This is a genomic window from Nostoc sp. (assembly GCF_036918015.1).
GTDB lineage: Bacteria > Cyanobacteriota > Cyanobacteriia > Cyanobacteriales > Nostocaceae > Nostoc.
The window spans coordinates 24,224-44,748 of the sequence record NZ_JBALEO010000001.1 but is presented as its reverse complement, the minus strand read 5'-3'; the positions used below and the strand labels follow the sequence as shown (position 1 = coordinate 44,748).

Below are 20,525 nucleotides of genomic sequence, written 5' to 3'. Positions count from 1 at the left end.
GTTAGAAAAGGCATGTGACTTGAGTTACAACAAAGTAAATTTAACCAATAATAAATAGCTTAACGTTGACCACTAATGTTACATCTAGTATCGTTGAGCGGGGAAAAACCAACGTGAAAGCACAGGTATTTAGAGGCGTTAATCAACTTTCTTACGAAGATATCCCAGTTCCAACCGTGGAACCAGATGAGGTGCTGGTACAGGTGCGGGTTGTGGGGTTGTGTCAGTCAGATATTAAAAAAATTCGTTATCCACTGTATGAACCGCCGCGCATTTTTGGGCATGAAACTGCCGGCACGATCGCAGCATTAGGCAATAATGTCAAAGGTTGGCAAGTTGGACAACGTGTAGCGGTGATGCACCACATCCCTTGTATGCGTTGCGCTTACTGCCTAAATGATAATTTCTCGATGTGCGATGTTTACAAAAACATCTCCACTACCGCAGGCTTTAACGCCAGTGGTGGCGGTTTTGCCGATTATGTCAAGGTTCCTGGACATATTGTGGAAAATGGTGGGTTGATTCCTATCCCGGATAACATCAGTTTTGAAGAAGCGAGTTTTGTAGAACCGACTAACTGCTGCTTGAAAGCTGTGAAAAAAGCCCAAATTGCTCCAGGACAAACTGTGTTAGTTACTGGTGCTGGGCCAATTGGGTTAATGTTTATCATGTTGGTGAAGTATTTCGGAGCAAAAGCGATCGCTACTGATTTACTACCCTCTAGAATTGATAAAGCCTTGAGTGTCGGTGCAGAAGCGGCTTTTGATGCTCGTGATCCCGATTTAACCGCCAAAATCCATGCCCTAACTGGTGGACTAGGTGTTGATGTTACCTTGCTGGCTGTTCCTAGTGAGAAAGCCTTCTTTCAGGCACTTGATAGTACCCGCAAAGGCGGTAAAATCTTATTTTTCGCCGAATTTCCTGATGAGTTGGAAATTCCCATTAATCCAAATATCCTCTACCGTCGGGAAATCGACTTGATAGGCAGTTATAGCTCATCTTATCGGCTTCAGAATCTCTCCGCCGATATTGTATTTAACCAGCGAATTGATGTAAAAGCGTTGATTAGCGATCGCTATCCATTAAAAGATTTATCAGCAGCTGTTGAGCAAGCGATCGCACCCACACCGGATACTTATAAAATCTTAATTTACCCGTAAAAGTTAAGCCAAGAGACGCGATAAATCGCCGTCTCTACAATAATCAGTCCTTTGTAGAGACGGCGATTCATCGCGTCTTTGCTTTGCGATCTATGGCGTGTCATCAAAAAACCTTATCCGAACCGTATTGCCTCATCTCCCTCATCTCCCCAAAATGCTTATTACCCTACTTTTCGTAGCTTTACTAGCTTTCTACGTTGCTTGGAATCTCGGAGCAAACGATGTCGCTAACGCGATGGGAACCTCTGTAGGTTCCAAAGCTGTCACCCTCAAACAAGCACTAATAATTGCTGGTGTATTAGAGTTTACGGGTGCTGTGTTGTTTGGACATGAGGTAACGGAAACTCTAGCAACAAAAATTGCTAATCCCGCCTTATTCGCAGCTACACCCCAAATATTCGTTGTTGGGATGGTAACAGTACTAATATCCTGTGGTGTGTGGTTGCAAATTGCCACATCACGCGGTTTACCTGTATCCTCTTCTCATGCGGTTGTTGGTGCGATCGCAGGATTTAGTTGGGTAGCTTTGGGAGTAAATGCAATTGATTGGTCATCAATTGGCTTAATTACCATTGGCTGGATTTTAACGCCGTTAATTAGTGGTGCGATCGCTGCTTTATTTTACAGTCAAATCAAGCACTGGATTTTGGATCAACCTAATCAAGTAGTCCAGTTACAAGAATGGATTCCCTGGTTAAGTACTCTGCTGCTAGGTGTCTTCGGCGTAATTGTATTACCATCACTAACAGAACCGCTAACCAATTTTGTAATTGAGCAAACTGGTTTCAATATCCCTACTTACGACATCCCCTTGTTAACCGGTGCAGTAGCAGCAGTTGGACTCACAATCATTAGTTGGCGACAGTTACAAAAAACTGAAGAAGTGTTTCTCACTTCCCAATCCCCAATCCCCAATCCCGTAGAAAAATTATTTGCCCGATTCCAACTACTAAGTGCTTGCTTTGTAGCCTTTGCTCACGGTTCTAATGATGTGGGAAATGCGATCGCTCCTTTAGCTGCGATCGTTTATATCAATCGCACTGGTAGCGTACCTACTGATGGTATAACTATCCCGCTTTGGATTTTAATTCTTGGTGGTGCTGGTATTGTTGGTGGTTTAGCTGTCTGGGGAAAAAAAGTCATTGCTACTATTGGCGAAAACATCATTACCTTGCAACCTAGTAGTGGATTTTGTGCCGAACTAGCTACTGCTACCACCATCCTCATCGCTTCTCGGCTAGGTTTACCAGTCTCCACTTCCCACGCTCTCGTCGGTGGTGTAGTTGGTATTGGACTAGTACAAAATCTCAGTTCAATTAAGTTTCAAACACTAAAAGGCATTGCCGCCGCATGGCTAATTACAATCCCCGTGAGTGCTGCCCTTAGCGCTGCCATATTCACCATTGCCCGAATTTTATTCTTCTAAGAATTATTAATATTTTTCTAACTTTTTCCTCTACTAGAATTCACTCAAAGCAAAATCTAGACTGCAACAACGCCAAAAAAAGCGTGCTTTTGCAGAATTGCTGCTCATTCATTAGAATGTTGTGCAGGGGATAGCGTAACTTTGAATTTCCACAGAAAGATACTTTAATCTCCATTTAGAGATATAAACTGTCACAAAAGTTACATTCCAGACAAATTTACAGCTACTTTCGTAAGTTAGACAATTTTGTGACTATATCACACGCATCTGCAAGTCTTTGACAAGTATTATTGGCAGCAAAACAATAAATATTTATTTGGAGTGAGATTTGTTTAAAAGTAAAAATCTCATTAGCAAATAATTTATGAAAATTAAACTGACCAAAAACAAAAAAGTCTTAGTTCAAGCGACTTCCGAGCGTGGCCATAAATCCAAAATCTAATGGTCAAATGGTTGTCAATGGTGAAGAGAACACGGTGTAGTAAGCTGTGTGGCAAACTTAGATGCTTTGCTAACTTGTGTCTGGTATGACAGAATTACGTTGAAATGCGGAAGTGCTGTTAAAATTTTTAATTTATCTGACAAAATACAGGAAATTAGGATGACCGCCAATAAAGTGTACGGGAAGCAGCTTTATCGTCAAAGTGTTAGAGGTTAGAAGCTAATGGGGCGATTCGAGAAGCAACCAGAAAACCCAAGAGTCAGAGGGGAGCTATCTAGAGCAGCAGAAAATGCTCTTTGGGCTGTAGTTGAAGACTTAGAAAATCTTCAGCAGAATGTCCTCAGAGCCTTGCAAGAAGACGTAAAGCGGCTTCAGTCAGAAAAAAATCGGTTATCTGATGAGATTCAAAGCTTGGTAGAAGAAAAAGAGCATTTACAACAAGTGCGCCAAATTACTGAGCAGCAAGTGTTAATTCGGCAACTGGCAGAAGTTCTGGCGAAGCATATATCTTCACAACTACAATCCTCTCTGGCAACTTTAGCTAATCAAAGTATGGAGGGCAAGTCTTACGAACAAGCGGCGTTGAAGTCTGCTGAAGTGAGCAGCAATGTAGTAGGTGAAATTAATGAAAAAGTCGAACATATGTTTGACAGTCTAGATGACACCGTTACTGTTACCTTTAATTCCTTACAACAGGAGCTGAAGAACTATCAAAGTAATCTTTCCCAACAGCTGTCACGGATGTATAGCCAGCAGCAGCAAGGGGAAACGATTTTGGCGGAGTTTGTTAACCGCCTGCATGGAGAACTAGAAAAAACTATAGAAGAAACTACACGTAAATCAGCAACAGCAGGTATACCTACTGTTTTGCAGTTTACGGAGCCAGAAAAAAACAGTTCTGTTGAAACATCCCTGCCAGAGTTTGAGGAAATAGTAAGAAATTCCCTTGAGCCAATTTCCCCGATCTCCAATCAATTTTCACCAAGGGAAACGACATCAGAGCCAACCATTATTAAAGAAAACACCGCGAATCCGATTTCTTCTCCCAGCAAGGATTTGCCGGTAAGGGAAACGACATCAGAGCCAACCATTGTTAAAGAAAACACCACGAATCCGATTTCTTCTCCCAGCAAGGATTTGTCGGTAAAGGAAACGACATCAGAGCCAACCATTGTTAAAGAAAACACCGCGAATCCAATTTCTTCTCCCAGCAAGGATTTGTCGTCAAGGGAAATGCCATCAGAACCTACTGCGGCTGTAGTTCCCCCACCAAAAGACAATGCTACCGAGCCAATCTCTGTCCTCAATCAGGAATCGCCAGACAACGAAACGAAATCAGAGCCTGCGATCCCAGCTGTACTACAGCCGAGAACAATTCGACCTTCTCTAAAGATTCCTACTGAACCACTTTCTGTCCGCCGTAAGAACGTATCGCAAAGCAAAGCTGAATCCTCATCGACCACTGCGCCAGAACCGCAGGCGGAAGCAAAACCCCCACAATCGCGATCGCCTAATTCTTCTGGCTTATCGACACTCCAAATCGGTTTATTCTTGATTGTCTTATCGGCAGTGGTATCGTCGCTTTACAACGTAGCCATCAAGGTGATTTTCCATGAAGGTTCCCAGATTTTTGGAGTATTAGAGGTAGAGCAATTGCTACCGCCGACTTTAGGCAATACTCTGTTAATTCTTACGCTACGGTTTATGGTAGTCGTACCACTAATGGTACTTTTGTCTCCGATATTGCATCCAAGACTGTGGCAAGACTTGGAAACATTGTCTGCTTCAGTCCGAGGAAATTCCACGCCTGCTAATGCAGCTACCAAGCAGATTTTGGTGTTGTCAATTGTGAGTGGATGCTTTTTGTTTTTATCTCAGGTACTAATCTACATTGCGATCGCTCAAGTCCCAACCGGAATGGCGATCGCACTGTTCTTTATCTATCCAATGGTTAGCGGTCTATTTTCGTGGTTTCTGTTTCGCGATCGCCCTACTCTATTCCGCATCGCGGCGATCGCCGCGATTTGCTGCGGTGAATTGTTGGTTTTAGGGGGTTCTCCCAGCATCGGTATCGGTAATACTTCAATGGGAAGCAGCACCGCCATTCTTTCGGGTGTGGCTTTTGCTGCCTATATAATTCTGACGCGAGTCTGTGCTAGCAAACTGCATCCTGTGACTTTTACTTTGATTAACTTCACTACCATGCTGTTGTTGAGCTTTATCTGTTTGATGCTACCTTTGCCAAGCAGCTGGAACTTGGTAGTAATTGACCCCTCTAAAATGCTGGAATTGGTTTTAAGCGCATTTATTTTGGGTGTGCTGACCCTTGCAGGTTATTTGCTCAATAATGTTGGTATTAGTAAACTAGGTGCCTCGCGATCGGCGCTCATTGGTGGTAGCATCCCAGTTCTAACTGTGATTTTCGCTGGGTTCATCATTCAAGAAAATTTGGATATTGTGCAAATTCTGGGAGTGTTATTTGTAACCTTTGGCGCGGCTGCTTTCAGCTTTGAAACAATGCGAAATCAGGTTAAACCCTCTAGTCCCACGAATTAAATGGCGAGTTCAATCAGCTTAAGGGTGATGGGAGCTACTTTACTCCCCATTACTCTCTGCATCAATCCTGACGCTAATGCACCCACTTGTAACTTCTCTAAATCATCTGTGACAAACAATATCCCCGACTTTTCAAAGAAGTCGGGGATTTAAGTTTTTACGAATGATTTCAGAATGCTGTATGGGTGTAGATAACACTTTATGGATCGGCAAGCAGTATTCAGAATAAATCGACTTGTAATATATTTTTAGGGATTTAGCCTGATACAGGTAGGGAAAACACGTATATGTAAGCAATATGAGTAGTACTGACTCCAGCAATTGAGCACGAGTACTTGCTCAGAGAGAAGATTCGCTAGGAGTTAAGACCAGTGCAGCACATTTTGGAACTAAGAGATGGAGAAGTCGCAGAAATGTTTAGAGTACCCCGTTTTTTCAAGCCAAACGCACTTTGTTGATATTAGGCGGTCGGCCTACCTGTTTTTTCGTAGGGAAAGGTAAGTGGGCAAGAATAAACAAACTTATGTTAAGCAATGTAAATTACATGAAATGCCTTGTAGTGAGGCTAAAGTCCCGATCTTTCTCCTAACGGAGACGCTGCGCGAACGGTTTTATTTGTCGCTAATAGGGAAGTTTATCAGACCGCACTAAGTCACTACAAATCTCACACCGACTTACTAATTGTGTTTCGTAAGATGGTATCTTTATTTCTGTCGTTTTATACTAGTCAACTTAATCTGCGTAGGCGTAGCCCACCGTAGGTATCGCTCAGACACCCAGAAAAATAAGCTTATATCGTAGCTTGCTAAGGGTTATCCTCCTTTTACAGCAACAAACTATCTACGTAATTCAAGTCTCTCAAATATATAAAATAGCGAGGTAAAAACATACTTAAAAGTAGCCAATAAATTACTTAAATCACGAAAGTTTAAAATTCTTTCATGAAATAAATATAAATTTATTGCTAAAAAGTCTCTAAATAATCATCGGATGGAACCCAAGATGTTTTATTATATGTATGGCTATTAACTAATCTTTTGGTTATTAGCACGAACGCCAAAGCCTTATAAATACGCGATTTATTTGGAAATAATCGCGGCTTTTTGTGTCCAATCATCAATATAAAATAGTAAATAAAACTTGAATTTAGGAATAGATATAAGAATATCATCAAACCTTGATTTAAGCCCAGTATAAAATATTTAAATAGTCATGATTTATAAATTTTAAAATGCACAATTTTATTTCAAAACTAAAAAATAGTGATATGATAAGGAACAATATTTGAAAAACAACAGGTATTTTGAAATTGGAATTATTTGCTCTACTTGATGTCTACTATTTTTCCTCAAGCCAACGGCTGATACAGCCGAGACATCACTGGAGGTTGTGAACCGAATGGATAGTTCACAACGAGTTGTATAGCTCAACCTCTAAATGTGGCTACACCTGGTAAGCGATTTGTTTTGAGACTATTCCCAATTATTTCTAGTTACTTATGTACTACAAATAATTCGTCAAAGCTGAAAAAAAGCATCTTTTTCTAGTAACAAATATCCCAGATTAACCGCGCAAACTAGTTTTTACTCTGAGTCGGCATAGTGCCATAATTAGGTGTAAGCAGCTTGACGTTGTTGCTTTTGAAAGATGAAAAAACCAGAAACCTGAAAGGCTTTGGAGATTAATTGCAGCATATTTGACTGTTGGGAGAGAAACCGCCGTTAAGCTAGATTTGATGGCGTCTCTAATTTCTCGGTTAGATGCAGAGACAGTTATAGTCACAACTAGCGACTCTGCTTTTCTACCAGGAAATATGCGAAAATGGTAGTTTGCGCTACCACCGATATCATCTTTATCGCATACTAATATAGTTTGAAGTAAAGACAGCCTTCAGCCAGGTGTATACTACCTATTTTCATTCGATTAAAAATTGTGTAAACGTGCTATTCAATTGTCTGTAATATGAGTAACGACATAGATCTGATCAAACGTCTTGACCCCAGTGCGATGGATCAGATCATGCTTTATCTGGCTTTTAGTGCCATGCGGACGAGTGGGCACAGGCATGGGGCATTTTTAGACGCAGCCGCAACAGCAGCAAAGTGTGCAATTTACATGACCTATCTAGAGCAGGGACAAAACCTGCGAATGACAGGGCATTTGCATCACTTGGAGCCGAAACGAGTAAAAATTATTGTAGAAGAAGTCAGACAGGCACTAACAGAAGGCAAACTGTTAAAAATGCTGGGTTCTCAGGAACCTCGCTATTTAATTCAATTGCCTTATGTCTGGCTAGAAAAATATCCTTGGCAACCGGGGCGATCGCGCGTTCCTGGTACTAATCTGACAAGTGAAGAAAAAAGACAAATTGAGCAGAAACTGCCCAGTAATTTACCTGATGCTCAGTTAGTTAGCTCCTTTGAGTTTCTGGATTTGATCGAGTTTTTACACAAGCGATCGCAAGAAGACTTGCCACCCGAACACCAAATGCCTTTGAGTGAAGCTTTGGGTGAGCATATTAAGCGCCGTCTGCTTTACTCAGGAACGGTAACACGGATTGATTCTCCTTGGGGAATGCCCTTTTACGCGCTTACCCGTCTTTCTTATACCCCAACAGACGATGAAGAGCGTACACACATCACCGTGGAAGATACCGCTCGGTATTTCCGCATGATGAAAAATTGGGCAGAACGGCGACGAAACGCCATGCGCTTGCTGGAAGAACTTGACATACTGCCAGAAAAAATGGATCAGGCTATGGAAGAATTAGATGAAGTTATCCGTGCCTGGGCAGACAAATATCACCAAGACGGTGGTATTGCAGTGGTTTTACAGACAGCTTTTGGTGAAAGAGAAGACTAGTACAACTAACTGTGCAAACTGTGCAAAATTCTAAATTACCAAAGCTGAAAAACTGACGTGAGTTCAACTAACCTCTCTCCAACTCCTCTTTGCGTTGGAGAGGATAATTATAATATTTTTCATTTATTTGAATGCTTACCTAGTTAGTGGACACTTTGGAAACAGTGCTAGGTATCGTATGCCCACAAGTAGCAGAAGTGGTACTGAAGTTTGTCTGAGCTAATAGAGCGTTTGACGGAAGTTACATTAGTGTACAATCCGCCTGAAGGTTCGCGTGATATCTTTGTAATCTGGATAAGACCAGGTGTTGACATCATGGAGAAGGGCAAAAAGACGGCTTTTTTGGGCGAGGTGCAGAAACTTCTTCAACCTTTCGATGGTGATATAGAGACCAAAGTAAGAAATATAGTAACTATTATTGCTTCAATTCCAGCTTGTTCCGACTTGGGACTAGTGCGACAAAGCGATCGCTTTCTCTACGATCAAATTACGGTTAATCTTTTCTTTGACGCAGATGCAATTGGTAAAGCTGCACAAGTTCAAGTCGCCTAGTTCTCGAATCAGTCCATGCTGACTAATGTAAATATTACTGTCATTGCCTAACGAAAGCTATATAGTCAGCAAAGGTAAATTACCCAGTCAGGTTGAAGCATTGTAAATATATAAGGCTGGGTTTCGCTGTTGCTCAACCCAACCTACAAATTAAAATCAGATGATTTATTTTTTGGTAGTCCCTGAATCAGGTTGGCAAATAGCCACTCTAAATTCAACCTGTATATCAATTACACAAAGCACTGTAATCTAATTAGTGCCCGGTTGAGTTGGAACAACTGGTTGGGTTGGAACAACTGGTTGGTTTGGAAATGGGGTAGTCTCTAAACTTGGACTTGAACCCGCAGGAATTATCGTTGGCGGTGTAGACGAAGATGAAGCACCGATAACACTATCATCAGCACTGATACAAGTTTCTAGCGCTTGAGTAGCGGGAAAGTCGATTTGACTACGCAAGCCAACCACACACTGGCCAAAGCGCACGGGTAACAAACTGCGTCCACAATAATCTAAAACTGTCGGATTAGCTTCTTCCTTAGTACTTAAGCTGACACCAACTACACAGGTTGCTAACTCTTCAGGACGCCGTGCCTTTCCACAAGAAGAAAGCGCATCCGTCGCAGCAATTTGGGTTTCCTTATCAATTTTTACCACGCAAGCAGCCAAATCTTTTGGACGCAGTGCTGCTGCACAACCTTCTGATGCCGCTTCTGCTTTTACACCCACACTCAAGAGGCGACCCGCACAGACACTATAATCATTGCTGTAGGAGGCAGCAACAGCCACATTAGGCAAGATTGTTAAACATCCAGCTATAGCCAAAACTGGTAATGTTAAAATCCTGGAGGTGGAACTGCCTTGTTTGTTCTTAACTCTGCTAACCACTTTTTTGCTCATTGACATTGCCATTCTCCAAACACCCAAAGTTATGCTAACTCAAATATCTTAAAAATCCTCTGTAATCTAAGAATTTCAGAGGTAGTAAAGTATAGACATAATTAATTATGTCGAAAATTGTGTTAATATAGCTGTTTGAAAGATAAGTAGGCAACGTAAAAAGTATTTCAGAGTAAGAATACTGCGTAAACCAATCTGATGATTGAGTAGCCTACGAAACTAAATAAACACAAAAAACTTATTGGCAGTAGTACGGCGGGGCACGTCGGAATTCAGGCTTGGAAGCTAGTGTGTCGGCTCAACCGACTTAAAGCAACTGGCGTAAAGGAGATGCCTCTACATTGGTAGGATACGTCATACCAAAGCAAGCACCTTCAAAAAACCAAGAATCTGCTGATTTATCATCAGTGGAATGTCAAAATGGAATGTTTGGGTAAAGTTTAAACAGGATTAGATTAAGGAAACTCATGTCCCGATATAGAGGGCCCCGCCTCAGAATTGTCCGCCGCTTGGGCGACTTACCAGGATTAACTCGTAAAAGTGCCAGACGCGCTTACCCACCTGGTATGCATGGTCAGAACCGCAAGAAGCGCTCTGAATATGCTATCCGTCTAGAGGAAAAGCAAAAGCTCCGCTTCAACTACGGTTTGACTGAAAAGCAATTGCTCCGTTACGTGCGGAAAGCCAGACGTGTTACTGGTTCTACCGGACAAGTGCTGCTGCAATTGCTAGAAATGCGCTTGGATAATACCGTTTTCCGCTTGGGTATAGCTCCGACTATCCCAGCAGCTCGTCAACTGGTAAATCACGGTCACGTAACTGTTAACGGTCGTGTAGTGAATATTGCCAGCTACCAATGCCGTCCTGGCGAAGTAATTGCAGTCAGAGATCGGGCACAATCCCGGAAGTTGGTAGAAGCTAACTTGCAATATCCCGGTTTGGCCAACCTCCCCAGTCATTTGGAATTTGACAAAAATAAGTTGGTTGGTAAAGTCAACAGCGTTATTGAGCGCGAATGGGTGGCACTACAAGTTAATGAACTACTTGTGGTGGAATACTACTCACGACAAGCCTAATTGTCATTTGTCCTTAGTCATTTGTCCTTAGTTATTTGCAAAGGACAAATGACCAATTACTACCCTCCAATTTGCGACATGGTGCGGGTATATGCACCTAAATTACCAGAATCACGTTGTTTAAAGTTAATTTCTGGTTTTATTCCGAGTAAATGTCTTACCTGTTCTTGTAATTGAGCGGTGCTGACACCAGAACGTAGGGCAGTTTTTAAATCTATTTGACCAGTTTCATTTAATAAACAGGGACGTAGCCAGCCATCAGCACTCAGGCGCATCCGGTTACAACGATCGCAAAAACATTCTGACATCTGACTAATAAATCCTAGTGTCCCCTTCGCACCAGGAATTTGAAAGACATCAGCAGGGCCAGCACCACGAACTTGTGATTCTGTCAAGCCCCAGCGATCGCGAATGCGTTCTCGTAAATCGGCTGAAGATACCCAACCGCGATCGCCAAATAAATGCACATTACCAATGGGCATAAATTCAATAAATCGAACGTGCCACTGTTTATCAATTGTCAGGGCGGCTAAATCGAGAACTTCGTGGTCATTAACGCCAGGAATCACCACCACATTCAGCTTCAGGGGGTCGAATCCAACTTGATGGGCTGCTTGAATCCCCTGCCAAACTTGTTGCCAACGAGAACGCCCCTGATTACCGATAATTTGGTCAAAAATATCAGGATCGAGAGAGTCAAGACTAATATTAATTCGTCGCAAACCAGCATTATAGAGGTTTTGTGCCATCGGAGCCAGCAAAAAACCGTTGGTCGTCATTGAGATATCTTGAGTTTGGGGTAAAGTTGCGATCGCACCTACCAAATCCACCACACGCGGACGCAATAAGGGTTCTCCCCCAGTCAAACGAAATCGGGTAAAGCCTACTGGAATAAATACCTCTTGAATTAAGGTGAGTAGTTCTTCATCAGTCAATAACTGTTGCTTGAGAATATAGTCCAGTTCTACTCCCTCTGGCATACAGTACTGACAACGGAAATTGCAGCGATCGATTAAGCTTATGCGGAGGTAGTCTACCTGGTTCATCGTTTTATTTTTATTGTCTCTGAATTAATTAAAGAAGAATGCAGAACTCAGAATTCAGAAGTCAGAATTAAGACACTCTCTACAAGACTCTGCGCTATCCGCCAGTACTTCAACAAGTTTTACAGTTAGCTCTGTAGAACTAGATCGGTAAGCATCACACAGACTTAAATTCTGTTAGCGGATAGCTAAGGTTTAGCCCATTCTGGCTCCTGACTCCTGAATTCTTTCTTGTTAAACACTTCACAAAGGTGGTTTACCCCTTCCTACTATCTTTGTTGTAACTCAAAATACCGTACTCCCCCTTAAGTATGAGTCCACAGATTGTGGCATAATAAGCCGATCGCATCCACTAGTTAGTCATCAATCGTGCAAGATACCGACTCCATCAACGACCTTGCTGCTGCTTTACTACAGCCAGCCGATATCAGCTTTGAACTGCCCGATCCAGAAGATGAGCAGATTCTAGAGTCAGATTTTCAACAGCAGCTAGAAATAGCTTGGCAGGTATGCGATCGCTTTGATTTGCAAACTGAAATCTGGCGGGGGCGAATTTTACGGGCGATCCGCGACAGAGAAAAAGTGGGTGGTGACGGACGCGGTACTGGCTTTCTCCGATGGCTAAAAGAGCGGGAAATCAGCAAAAGTCAAGCATACTCCTGGATTCAACTGGCAAATAGTGCCGATACTCTCATTGAAGACGGTAAACTTGACCCCGGATCTGTGAACAACTTTAGTAAACGGGCATTTGTCGAAACCTCCAAAGCAGTCCCAGAAGTGCAACAGATGGTGAGTGAAGCCGCCCAAAAAGGCGATCGCATCACTAGGCGAGAAGTGCGTCAACTCAGCGATGAATGGACAGCCATGTCCTCAGATTTATTACCTGAATCAGTCAAAGAAAAAGCAGCAGATAACACCCTTCCCCCACGCTACATTGCCCCTCTGGTGAAGGAAATGGAAAAACTGCCAGAATCGCATCAAAAGTTTATCCAAAAGGAAATAGCTGCCAATCCCGATGTAGATACCTTGAAACAGGTAACTACCGAAGCGCGTAACTTGGCGAAATATCTCAAAGGGGCAGCTCAAGTTCAGGCGCTGACGAAGGAAGATGTTGACATTGAAACAGCCTTAGAAGAAGCGCAAAGAGTCGGCTGTTTGAGCATTGCTGCTGATTTGGTCAATCAAGCATCGCAAATCGAACAAACGATCGCTAAGTTGTACATGACTTGGAAACGGATCGGTAATTTAGCAGATCGATTATATGTAGATACTGGCGCAAGTACACCCAACTTGCGATCGCTCCTCACTTGCTTGGAACCTCTGGGTGGTGAAATCATGGAATTGCAACTTAGTGGTGCGACTGAACACACTATTCGTTTGCAAATTCAGGAGACGAATTAGGAAGTAAGCATTGCGCTTAACTGCAAAGTTACGAAGTATTGCCATATTTCAAATTTTAATGAGCAGCGCAAGATGTAGCGGTGAGTGAGGAGTTATGGGGCGTTGCTGTGGGTACTTGAGCAACTAGAACTACATTCCCATTGGCATCCATTACCCAGCCTTGGGCTTCTACAATTTGAGTAGGTTCATTGACAGAATTAACTTTCTGTGATTTTTCTGTGTTTCGCTGCGCCTGAACAACCGCTCTTTTCTGAATACCGCCAGCACGATTCTGATTCTCTGGAGGGATCGCAATCCAATCTGCCAACACCGCATCATCAGCTATCAATGGCTCCGTGGGATCGGCTACTAGTCCTCCACGTCCAGTGGTAATAAATGAATTTCTTGCTATTTTTCCACCAGAACTACAACTAGCAACAATTTGCCGCGAAGCATCAACCAGATTTACGGGTAATTCCACTAATCCTTTACTGGGGTCAGCATCCGGTGAGTTGATTTGTACTGTGCCATTTAATGAAGGATTTTGCTGAGAAAATGCCGTGATGTCACTTGTTGGCAAGTTATTCGGGTCGATTTCCTTTGGATCGAGCCTCTGTACGTCTGCACGGGTGGGGGGCACAAAACCAAAAAGGTTCTTAGCGGTGATTGTGATTTTACCACCAGAGCCAGAGAAGGCGTTGGCGGTGATATCGTTGTTTCCGAAGGGAGTGGCGACGAGGAAGCCATTAGGTGCTTTTATCGTGATATTACCGCCATCTCCATTAGCTCCTGCATTAGTTGATATTTGACTATTGCGCCGCATTAGTAATAAGTCCCGCACTTGTAGCGTAATATTTCCACCCTTACCTGAATCACTACTAGATGTGAGTTTTCCTTTGGTGTCTAGAAATATGGAACGAGCATTTATATCTACATCGCCTGCTTTACCTAGAATATATCCATCTCCTGGGTACTTGTAATTCTGGTCAACTTGACTACTCACAGTTACTTCAGCCCCATCCTGGATAATCAATTTTCCTGTGGTAATTGTCACTTTTCCGGCATCTCCAGAAGTGTTAGTTGAAGCAAACAAGCCACTAGACAAACCGCTTGAGGTTCCAATTAGCTCTACGGAGTCGGAGGCGTTCACAGTCAAATTTCCTCCTGCTCCTGTACCTGGTATAAGTTGTGAATTCTGATTCGATGCAATAGAGTCTGTTGCCACTTGTCCGCCATCTTGGATACGCAACCTCCTGGTATTGATCGTTATGTCGCCCGCTTTCCCGGCAACAACAGTTGAACTAAATAATCCACTAGATGTAATCGACCCAGTATTTGGGTCGGTAAAGTTACCAATCACCTCCACTGACTCAGAGGCGTTCACGGTCAATTTTCCCCCATCACCCTCTCCCCTAGTAATAGTGGATACTGCCGCACCATCCCGAACAATTAATTTACTGGCATTAATCGTTAAGTCTCCGCCATCTTTTACACCTGTAACCTGGGTTCTTAGGCGAACAAGATAACCTTTTAGTTCAACGGTGTTACCTTGCACTTGGATGTTGCCTCCACTGCCATCTCTATTACTAGCATCTACCTGAGAGGGAATCTCCGAACCGTTAACAGTTCGTCGGATTAGTTGAATATTCTGGAAATTTTGAACACCTTCATATCCCAAAACCCAACCTTGGTTTGTTGGGTTCAGACTAACCAAACTATTAGCAGCGACACTTCCTAGCTCAATTCGTCCAGATGTTGCAGTTAAATTTCCGCCCTCCAGAGTTATATCACCGCCTACAAGTGCCAAGGTTTTATCCGGCTGCACTTGTATACCAACAGGGTTACGTGCCCCATTTGGATTTGCTTGGGATTGATTACGGATGGGAGCCGCAGTAGCTCCGAATTGTAAACCAGTGGGTACACTTACTGTTAGCAGAGGTGTGGTTCGGGAATCTGTGGCACTAAACTTTGTACCATCGGCAAAGTTCAAACTACTTGCGGTACTCGCCACAAATGAACCGCCAATTTGTAAAGAAGCATTATTACCAAAAATAATCCCATTGGGATTAATTAGAAATACGTTAGCTGTACCGTCTGCTTTCAGGATGCCATCAATATTAGAAATAGACTTACCTGTTACCCGGCTAATAATGTTTTGAATATCTGTAGGATTTTGAAAGTGAGCCGTAATCCCTGTAGGTACAGAAAATTGCTCAAAACTGTGGAACAGATTGCTTCCTACTCTGGTTCCACCTTGAATAATTGTGATATTACCTTGTGATGTAACCTGAGAATTAGTAGATAAAGTACCATCCTGGGTAATTTGGGCAATAGCGGAGTTTCCGCAGAAAGTTATTGCACTACATACTGCAAATCCTAGACTTTTAAACCAGACCCACAGATTACTCATGCTTGATATTATTGTAAAAAATACGTAGTAGAGGCACAAAAATGTTGTACCTCTACGAAAAACTTTTGTTCCACGCAATTAAAATCAGCGTTATTACCATTAGTCTCAATTTATTAATACAATAACAATTGAGTGGAAAATACTGTTAAGGCTTACATATCATATGACCAGTCTCATCTATCCCGCAGCCCGCTAGTAAAATATCCTTTTTACCTGGAATTACTCCTGTAAAACTATGAAATTTTTGCTTCTCTACAACATTTTCATCTTGAATTTGAGCTTGATCGATACTGTAATTAAATTTCAGAGCATTATCTCCTGAGATATTATGCTTTTCAAGCACCGTACTGAAGTTAGATGTATTCAGAATATTATTAGGTAGAGCAACATCCTGGCTAATTTTAGCAATAGCAGAGTTTCCAGAGAAAGCTATTGCACCAACCATTACGACTCCTATACCTTTAATCCAGCCCAAAAGATTACTCATACTTGTATTCCACCTTTTCAAAGAAGTGATAGTTATTGAACAGCAGTGAATCTGTACCAATTCTACATAGGATATATTGAAAACAGTAATTTACCTTTTGCTGTTTACCTAAATTTATAAAGTTGCACATCTTCAACAAGAGATGCTAAAAGCACAACACTATTCTGCACTTAGAAAAATTTGTGTTTCGCGCAATTAGAAACAGCGTTATCACTTTTAGTCTCAATAAATTAATATAATAGCAGTTCAGTGGAAAATACTATTAAGGCTTACATACCCTATTACCGTCATCATCCACCCAGCAACTCTTTAGCTCCTTCTTTCTAGGTGGAATTACTTCGGATAAATCTTGAACATCCTTCTCTCCACTAGCATCATTCAATTCAGTTTTATTAAGGTTTATATTACTTTGTAAGTCTTGATAATTATCTCCTGATATACCATCATTTTCGCTTATACTACTAGATTCAGAGTTATTCAAGCTCTGACTAGTTTCCTTTTGAATATCGTCTGTTAGCTGTTGTGTGTTTTGAGAATTCATAAATTTTGCTCTCCTTGTAGAGTGGTAGATGTGTGAACTTATCTTGTGATGTACTAAATTAACGTGAGTTCGATTAATACAGTTTGGCAACAAAGGAATTAAGAATACAGAGTCTAGAGTGGCACAAAAGCATTAGGTTTCTAACGCTCTTGTGAACTCCGATAATTATGACTTCAGCTTGACTAGTTATAATTACGCATAGTGTTACAAAACTTCATATATTTCTGCCGGATTTGCTTAAAGGATTTATGAATCTGGTTACTCACCGTTGATTACTCAAGAGAATTGAGTAATTGATATCTACTCAAGTCTCACACTCTGCTTACGGTTTGGATAAACTTAGAAGCTTTATTAAGGCGATCGCTTGCATAAAGTCCATAGCGAATCAGCGATCGCACTGACACCGAAATTCAGTAGAAGAAGCGATCGCTCATATAAAGTTCATTGCAAAGCAGCGATGTCTACGATGGGCTACGCCAACGCACTAACAAAAGTTACAACAAATCTGAATTTTTAATTAGCACCGCAAGATGTAGCGACAAGCGAGGAGTTATGGGGCGTTGTAGTAGGTACTTCAGCAACCAAAACCACGTTCCCATTGGCATCCATTACCCATCCTTGGGCTTCTACAATTTGAGTCGGTTCATTGACAGAATTAACCTTCTGTGATTTTTCTTCTGTGTTTCCCTGCGCCTGAATAACCACTCTTTTCTGAATACCGCCAGCACGATTCTGACTCTCTGGAGGGAGCGCGATCCAATCTGCTAGCACCGCATCATCAGCTATCAATGGCTCTGTAGGATCGGCTTGTATTCCTCCACGCCCAGTAGTAACAAATGAACTTCTTCCTATTTTTCCACCAGAACTACAACCAGCAGCAATTTGCTGGGAAGCATCAACCAGATTTACAGGTAGTTCCACTAATCCTTTACTGGGGTCAGCATCTGGTGAGTTGATTTGGACAGTGCCACTTAATGAAGGGTTTTGCTGAGAAAATGCAGTTATGTCACTTGTTGGGATGTTATTCGGGTTTATATCTTTTGGATCTAGCCTCTCCACCTCTGCACGGGTGCGTGGCACAAACCCAAAGGTATTCTTAGCGGCGATCGCAATTTTACCACCAGAACCAAAGTTGGCGTTGGCGGTAATATCGCTATTTCCGAAAGGAGTGGCGACGAGAAAGCCATTAGGTGCATTGATGCTGATATTACCGCCAGTTTTATCACCTCCGGCATTAGTAGAGATTTGACTGTTGCGACGCATCAGTAATAAGTCCCGCACCTGTACCCCAATGTCACCGCCCTTACCTGACTCACTATTAGATGTGAGTTTTCCTTTATCCAGCAGGATGGAACGAGCGCTTATATTGAGTTCGCCTGCTAGACCTAAATTGGGTACACCCCCTTGATAGTTAACATTTTTTCGAGCTTCACTGCTCACAGTTATTGCCGCCCCATCTTTGATAATCAATTGCCCTGTAGTTAGGGTCAAGTTGCCGCCATTTCCAGTCCCTTGAGTCCCAGCAAACAAGCTACTGAGCCTAGAACCATTTGCTGAGGTTCCCATTAATTCTACGGACTCAGAGGCGTTCACTATCAAATCTCCTCCATTTCCTGTAGCTGGTATAAATTGGTTAGAAAAACGCCCAAGTATACCCTCAGAACTTGTTGATATTGCGGCCCCTCCCTCAATACGTAACTTTCCAGTATTAATTATTATGCTGCCAGCATTTTGAGCGCCATAAGTTGCACTAAATAATCCACTGGATATTAAATCACTACCATCTGGCATAGGAGAAATGGGGATGCCTGCAATTAGTTCTACGGAATCTAAGGCGTTGATTGTCAATTGTCCGGCCAATCCCGAACCAACATTGAACATTACAACTTGCGCTCCATCTTTGACAATCAAATTTCTGGTAGTGATATTTATATCTCCAGAGTTTCCAGTGTCGAGAGTTCCAGTAGACAAGAACGCATTTAGTCCAAGTTCTACAGACTCGGAAGCGTTCACTGTTAAATTTCCTCCTGGTTGCGCTCCCAGAGTAAGAGCCAAAATTTGTGAACTGTCAGTTACCAGTACTCGTTGTCCTTGCAAATGGATATTACCGCCACCTTTCCCACTGGTATCTACAGTAGATGGAATCTCACTTTGCTGGGTGAGTTCGATGTTCTGAAAATTTTGAACACCTTCATATCCTAATACCCAACCTTGATTCGTTGAACTCAGACCAACCAAACTATTGCCAGCAACGCTTCCTAACTCAATTCTTCCCCCACTTGCCGTTAAATTTCCACCCTCTAGCGTTATATCACCGCCTATAAGTGCTAGGGTTTTGCCTTGCTGCACCTGTAGACCAACACCTTGTCCGAAGGTATTAATTGCATTGTTGGGACTTGCTTGGGATTGATTGCGGATAGGTCGAGCATTTGTTCCGAATTGTAAACCGATAGGAACACTTTCTGTGAGTAGAGGTGCAGTTTGACCAGATGTAGCACTAAACTTTGTACCATCAGCAAAGTTCAAACTACTCGCCGTACTAGCCACAAATGAACCGCCAATATTTAAAGAAGCATTGGGCCCAAAAACAATGCCGTTAGGATTAATCAGAAATACGTTGGCCGTGCCGTTAGCTTTGAGAATGCCATCTATATTAGAAACAGAATTGCCTGTCACCCGACTGATGATGTTCTGAATATTGATTGGATTGTTAAAATGGGCTGTCGTTCCCGCAGAGATAGAAAATTTTTCAAAGCTGTGGAGCAAGTTTGTACCACGAATTGCTCCACCATCAATCTCGTCTATAGGCTGACCATCGATGAGCTTTGGTGTAATGATTGAACTTTCAGATCCAAGTGTGGCATCTTTTTGAATTTGAGCTAAGGCAAAACTCTCAGCAAAAGTGAGCACTCTAGCAATTACTAAAGTACTCACTATTCCTAACTTCCAGTGGTAACTGCTTCGATTTTGAGACATGAAAAACTGGCGCTCAAAAAATCAGAGTTTATTAAAATACTGCTTTTTGCTAAGTAGTGATGTTAGTACGTTGATGTTATCTCTGTAACCTAAATACTACATAAAAGCAAAGTTTAGTATTTTTACATTCACTAGAATAAACTCTTTGCAGTCCGAAGATAAAATTATTTAGCAGTTACAGCCTAAAGGGCTACCAGTTGATGGACAAGGGATACACAATGCTTTTTTGACTAACACAATTTCTGGTATTGATGAAGGTCTTGGAGTTTCTGGCAATAATGCATTGGGTTGCTGTTCATCAACTGCATCATCAGATTTGAGTTGATTGGGATCGAGATTACACTGCCAATGAATTCTCAAGACTCTATATTCTAATAAGCCGTACTTTTCAAGCACTGAGTGTAAGTCAGCGTTTTCTAGGCTTTGATCCATTTTCTGCTGAATCTCTTCTTGTAACTGCTGTAATATTTGAGGATCTATGACTTGTTGAGAACTCATGAGTGTTTTCGTTCCTGACGGGATGTGTATAATTATTGCTTCAGTTTAGTTAGCAATGATTACGTTCAGTGTCATAAAAGTTCATAATTTTCCTGCGGGATTTTCTTTACAGCTATTTTTTAAGTAATACGAATTCAAATTATTTGGAAGGCAGGAGGCAGGAGGCAGGAGGCAGGAGTAAAACTGCCCTCAGCAAGAACTGCCGCGACCAGACAGGTC

The 20,525-nt window shown here is 42.1% G+C and carries 15 protein-coding genes; 7 read left to right on the top strand and 8 right to left on the bottom strand.

Going from position 1 to position 20,525, the window contains the following annotated elements:
- Window positions 1–113: 113 nt before the first annotated feature.
- The 3 genes from V7K61_RS00185 to V7K61_RS00175 all read left to right on the top strand — a co-directional run bounded on the left by V7K61_RS00185 (window position 114) and on the right by V7K61_RS00175 (window position 5,584).
- A complete protein-coding gene (locus V7K61_RS00185; RefSeq protein WP_335049887.1) occupies window positions 114–1,160 on the top strand; it encodes a zinc-dependent dehydrogenase in 1,047 nt (348 codons plus the stop codon).
- A gap of 154 nt (window positions 1,161–1,314) precedes the next feature.
- The gene (locus V7K61_RS00180) at window positions 1,315–2,586 is read left to right on the top strand and encodes an inorganic phosphate transporter (RefSeq protein WP_335049841.1); all 1,272 of its coding nucleotides are present in this window, start codon (window positions 1,315–1,317) and stop codon (window positions 2,584–2,586) included.
- A 664-nt stretch (window positions 2,587–3,250) separates the two neighbouring features.
- Window positions 3,251–5,584 carry an EamA family transporter gene (locus V7K61_RS00175; protein WP_335049839.1) on the top strand — a complete coding sequence of 778 codons (2,334 nt, stop codon included), beginning with the start codon at window positions 3,251–3,253 and terminating at the stop codon, window positions 5,582–5,584.
- A gap of 1,563 nt (window positions 5,585–7,147) precedes the next feature.
- Here the strand turns inward: V7K61_RS00175 and V7K61_RS00170 are convergent.
- The gene (locus V7K61_RS00170) at window positions 7,148–7,366 is read right to left on the bottom strand and encodes a hypothetical protein (RefSeq protein WP_335049836.1); all 219 of its coding nucleotides are present in this window, start codon (window positions 7,364–7,366) and stop codon (window positions 7,148–7,150) included.
- Window positions 7,367–7,546: 180 nt separating this feature from the next.
- Here V7K61_RS00170 and hetR point away from each other — a divergent pair, with 180 nt between their 5' ends.
- Together hetR and V7K61_RS00160 are read left to right on the top strand one after the other, a co-directional pair.
- The gene (gene hetR / locus V7K61_RS00165; RefSeq protein ID WP_094349731.1) at window positions 7,547–8,446 is read left to right on the top strand and encodes a heterocyst differentiation master regulator HetR; all 900 of its coding nucleotides are present in this window, start codon (window positions 7,547–7,549) and stop codon (window positions 8,444–8,446) included.
- Window positions 8,447–8,656: 210 nt separating this feature from the next.
- Window positions 8,657–8,998, top strand: a complete 342-nt coding sequence (locus tag V7K61_RS00160; RefSeq protein ID WP_335049834.1) for a hypothetical protein — start codon at window positions 8,657–8,659, stop codon at window positions 8,996–8,998.
- A gap of 249 nt (window positions 8,999–9,247) precedes the next feature.
- Here the strand turns inward: V7K61_RS00160 and V7K61_RS00155 are convergent, their stop codons facing one another.
- The gene (locus tag V7K61_RS00155) at window positions 9,248–9,901 is read right to left on the bottom strand and encodes a hypothetical protein (RefSeq protein ID WP_335049832.1); all 654 of its coding nucleotides are present in this window, start codon (window positions 9,899–9,901) and stop codon (window positions 9,248–9,250) included.
- A 461-nt stretch (window positions 9,902–10,362) separates the two neighbouring features.
- On the opposite strand from V7K61_RS00155, the gene rpsD reads away from it, so the two are divergent.
- Entirely contained in the window at window positions 10,363–10,971 is a 609-nt protein-coding gene (rpsD, locus tag V7K61_RS00150; RefSeq protein ID WP_094349733.1) for a 30S ribosomal protein S4, read from the top strand.
- Between the two features lie 59 nt (window positions 10,972–11,030).
- Here the strand turns inward: rpsD and moaA are convergent, their stop codons facing one another.
- Complete coding sequence (gene moaA / locus V7K61_RS00145) at window positions 11,031–12,017, bottom strand: GTP 3',8-cyclase MoaA (RefSeq protein WP_335049830.1); 987 nt, start codon at window positions 12,015–12,017, stop codon at window positions 11,031–11,033.
- 366 nt (window positions 12,018–12,383) lie between these two features.
- On the opposite strand from moaA, the gene V7K61_RS00140 reads away from it, so the two are divergent.
- The gene (locus V7K61_RS00140; RefSeq protein ID WP_335049828.1) at window positions 12,384–13,415 is read left to right on the top strand and encodes a hypothetical protein; all 1,032 of its coding nucleotides are present in this window, start codon (window positions 12,384–12,386) and stop codon (window positions 13,413–13,415) included.
- 55 nt (window positions 13,416–13,470) lie between these two features.
- On the opposite strand, the gene V7K61_RS00135 is transcribed toward V7K61_RS00140, so the two are convergent.
- The 5 genes from V7K61_RS00135 to V7K61_RS00115 form a co-directional block, all read right to left on the bottom strand.
- Complete coding sequence (locus V7K61_RS00135) at window positions 13,471–15,804, bottom strand: two-partner secretion domain-containing protein (protein WP_335049826.1); 2,334 nt, start codon at window positions 15,802–15,804, stop codon at window positions 13,471–13,473.
- Window positions 15,805–15,949: 145 nt separating this feature from the next.
- On the bottom strand, window positions 15,950–16,291 hold the full coding sequence (locus V7K61_RS00130; protein WP_335049824.1) for a hypothetical protein: 342 nt from the start codon (window positions 16,289–16,291) through the stop codon (window positions 15,950–15,952).
- 262 nt (window positions 16,292–16,553) lie between these two features.
- Window positions 16,554–16,832, bottom strand: coding sequence for a hypothetical protein (locus tag V7K61_RS00125; RefSeq protein ID WP_335049821.1), 279 nt, complete (start codon window positions 16,830–16,832; stop codon window positions 16,554–16,556).
- A 513-nt stretch (window positions 16,833–17,345) separates the two neighbouring features.
- Window positions 17,346–19,808: a two-partner secretion domain-containing protein gene (locus tag V7K61_RS00120; protein ID WP_335049819.1), complete on the bottom strand. Its 2,463-nt coding sequence runs from the start codon at window positions 19,806–19,808 to the stop codon at window positions 17,346–17,348.
- Window positions 19,809–19,976: 168 nt separating this feature from the next.
- Entirely contained in the window at window positions 19,977–20,306 is a 330-nt protein-coding gene (locus tag V7K61_RS00115; protein ID WP_335049817.1) for a hypothetical protein, read from the bottom strand.
- Window positions 20,307–20,525: the final 219 nt, after the last annotated feature.

Coding starts and splice junctions, on each gene's coding strand:
- V7K61_RS00180 (WP_335049841.1), top strand. CDS start 1,315: ATGCTTATTACCCTACTTTTCGTAGCTTTACTAGCTTTCTACGTTGCT.
- V7K61_RS00175 (WP_335049839.1), top strand. CDS start 3,251: ATGGGGCGATTCGAGAAGCAACCAGAAAACCCAAGAGTCAGAGGGGAG.
- hetR (WP_094349731.1), top strand. CDS start 7,547: ATGAGTAACGACATAGATCTGATCAAACGTCTTGACCCCAGTGCGATG.
- V7K61_RS00155 (WP_335049832.1), bottom strand. CDS start 9,901: ATGTCAATGAGCAAAAAAGTGGTTAGCAGAGTTAAGAACAAACAAGGC.
- rpsD (WP_094349733.1), top strand. CDS start 10,363: ATGTCCCGATATAGAGGGCCCCGCCTCAGAATTGTCCGCCGCTTGGGC.
- moaA (WP_335049830.1), bottom strand. CDS start 12,017: ATGAACCAGGTAGACTACCTCCGCATAAGCTTAATCGATCGCTGCAAT.
- V7K61_RS00135 (WP_335049826.1), bottom strand. CDS start 15,804: ATGAGTAATCTGTGGGTCTGGTTTAAAAGTCTAGGATTTGCAGTATGT.
- V7K61_RS00130 (WP_335049824.1), bottom strand. CDS start 16,291: ATGAGTAATCTTTTGGGCTGGATTAAAGGTATAGGAGTCGTAATGGTT.
- V7K61_RS00125 (WP_335049821.1), bottom strand. CDS start 16,832: ATGAATTCTCAAAACACACAACAGCTAACAGACGATATTCAAAAGGAA.
- V7K61_RS00120 (WP_335049819.1), bottom strand. CDS start 19,808: ATGTCTCAAAATCGAAGCAGTTACCACTGGAAGTTAGGAATAGTGAGT.
- V7K61_RS00115 (WP_335049817.1), bottom strand. CDS start 20,306: ATGAGTTCTCAACAAGTCATAGATCCTCAAATATTACAGCAGTTACAA.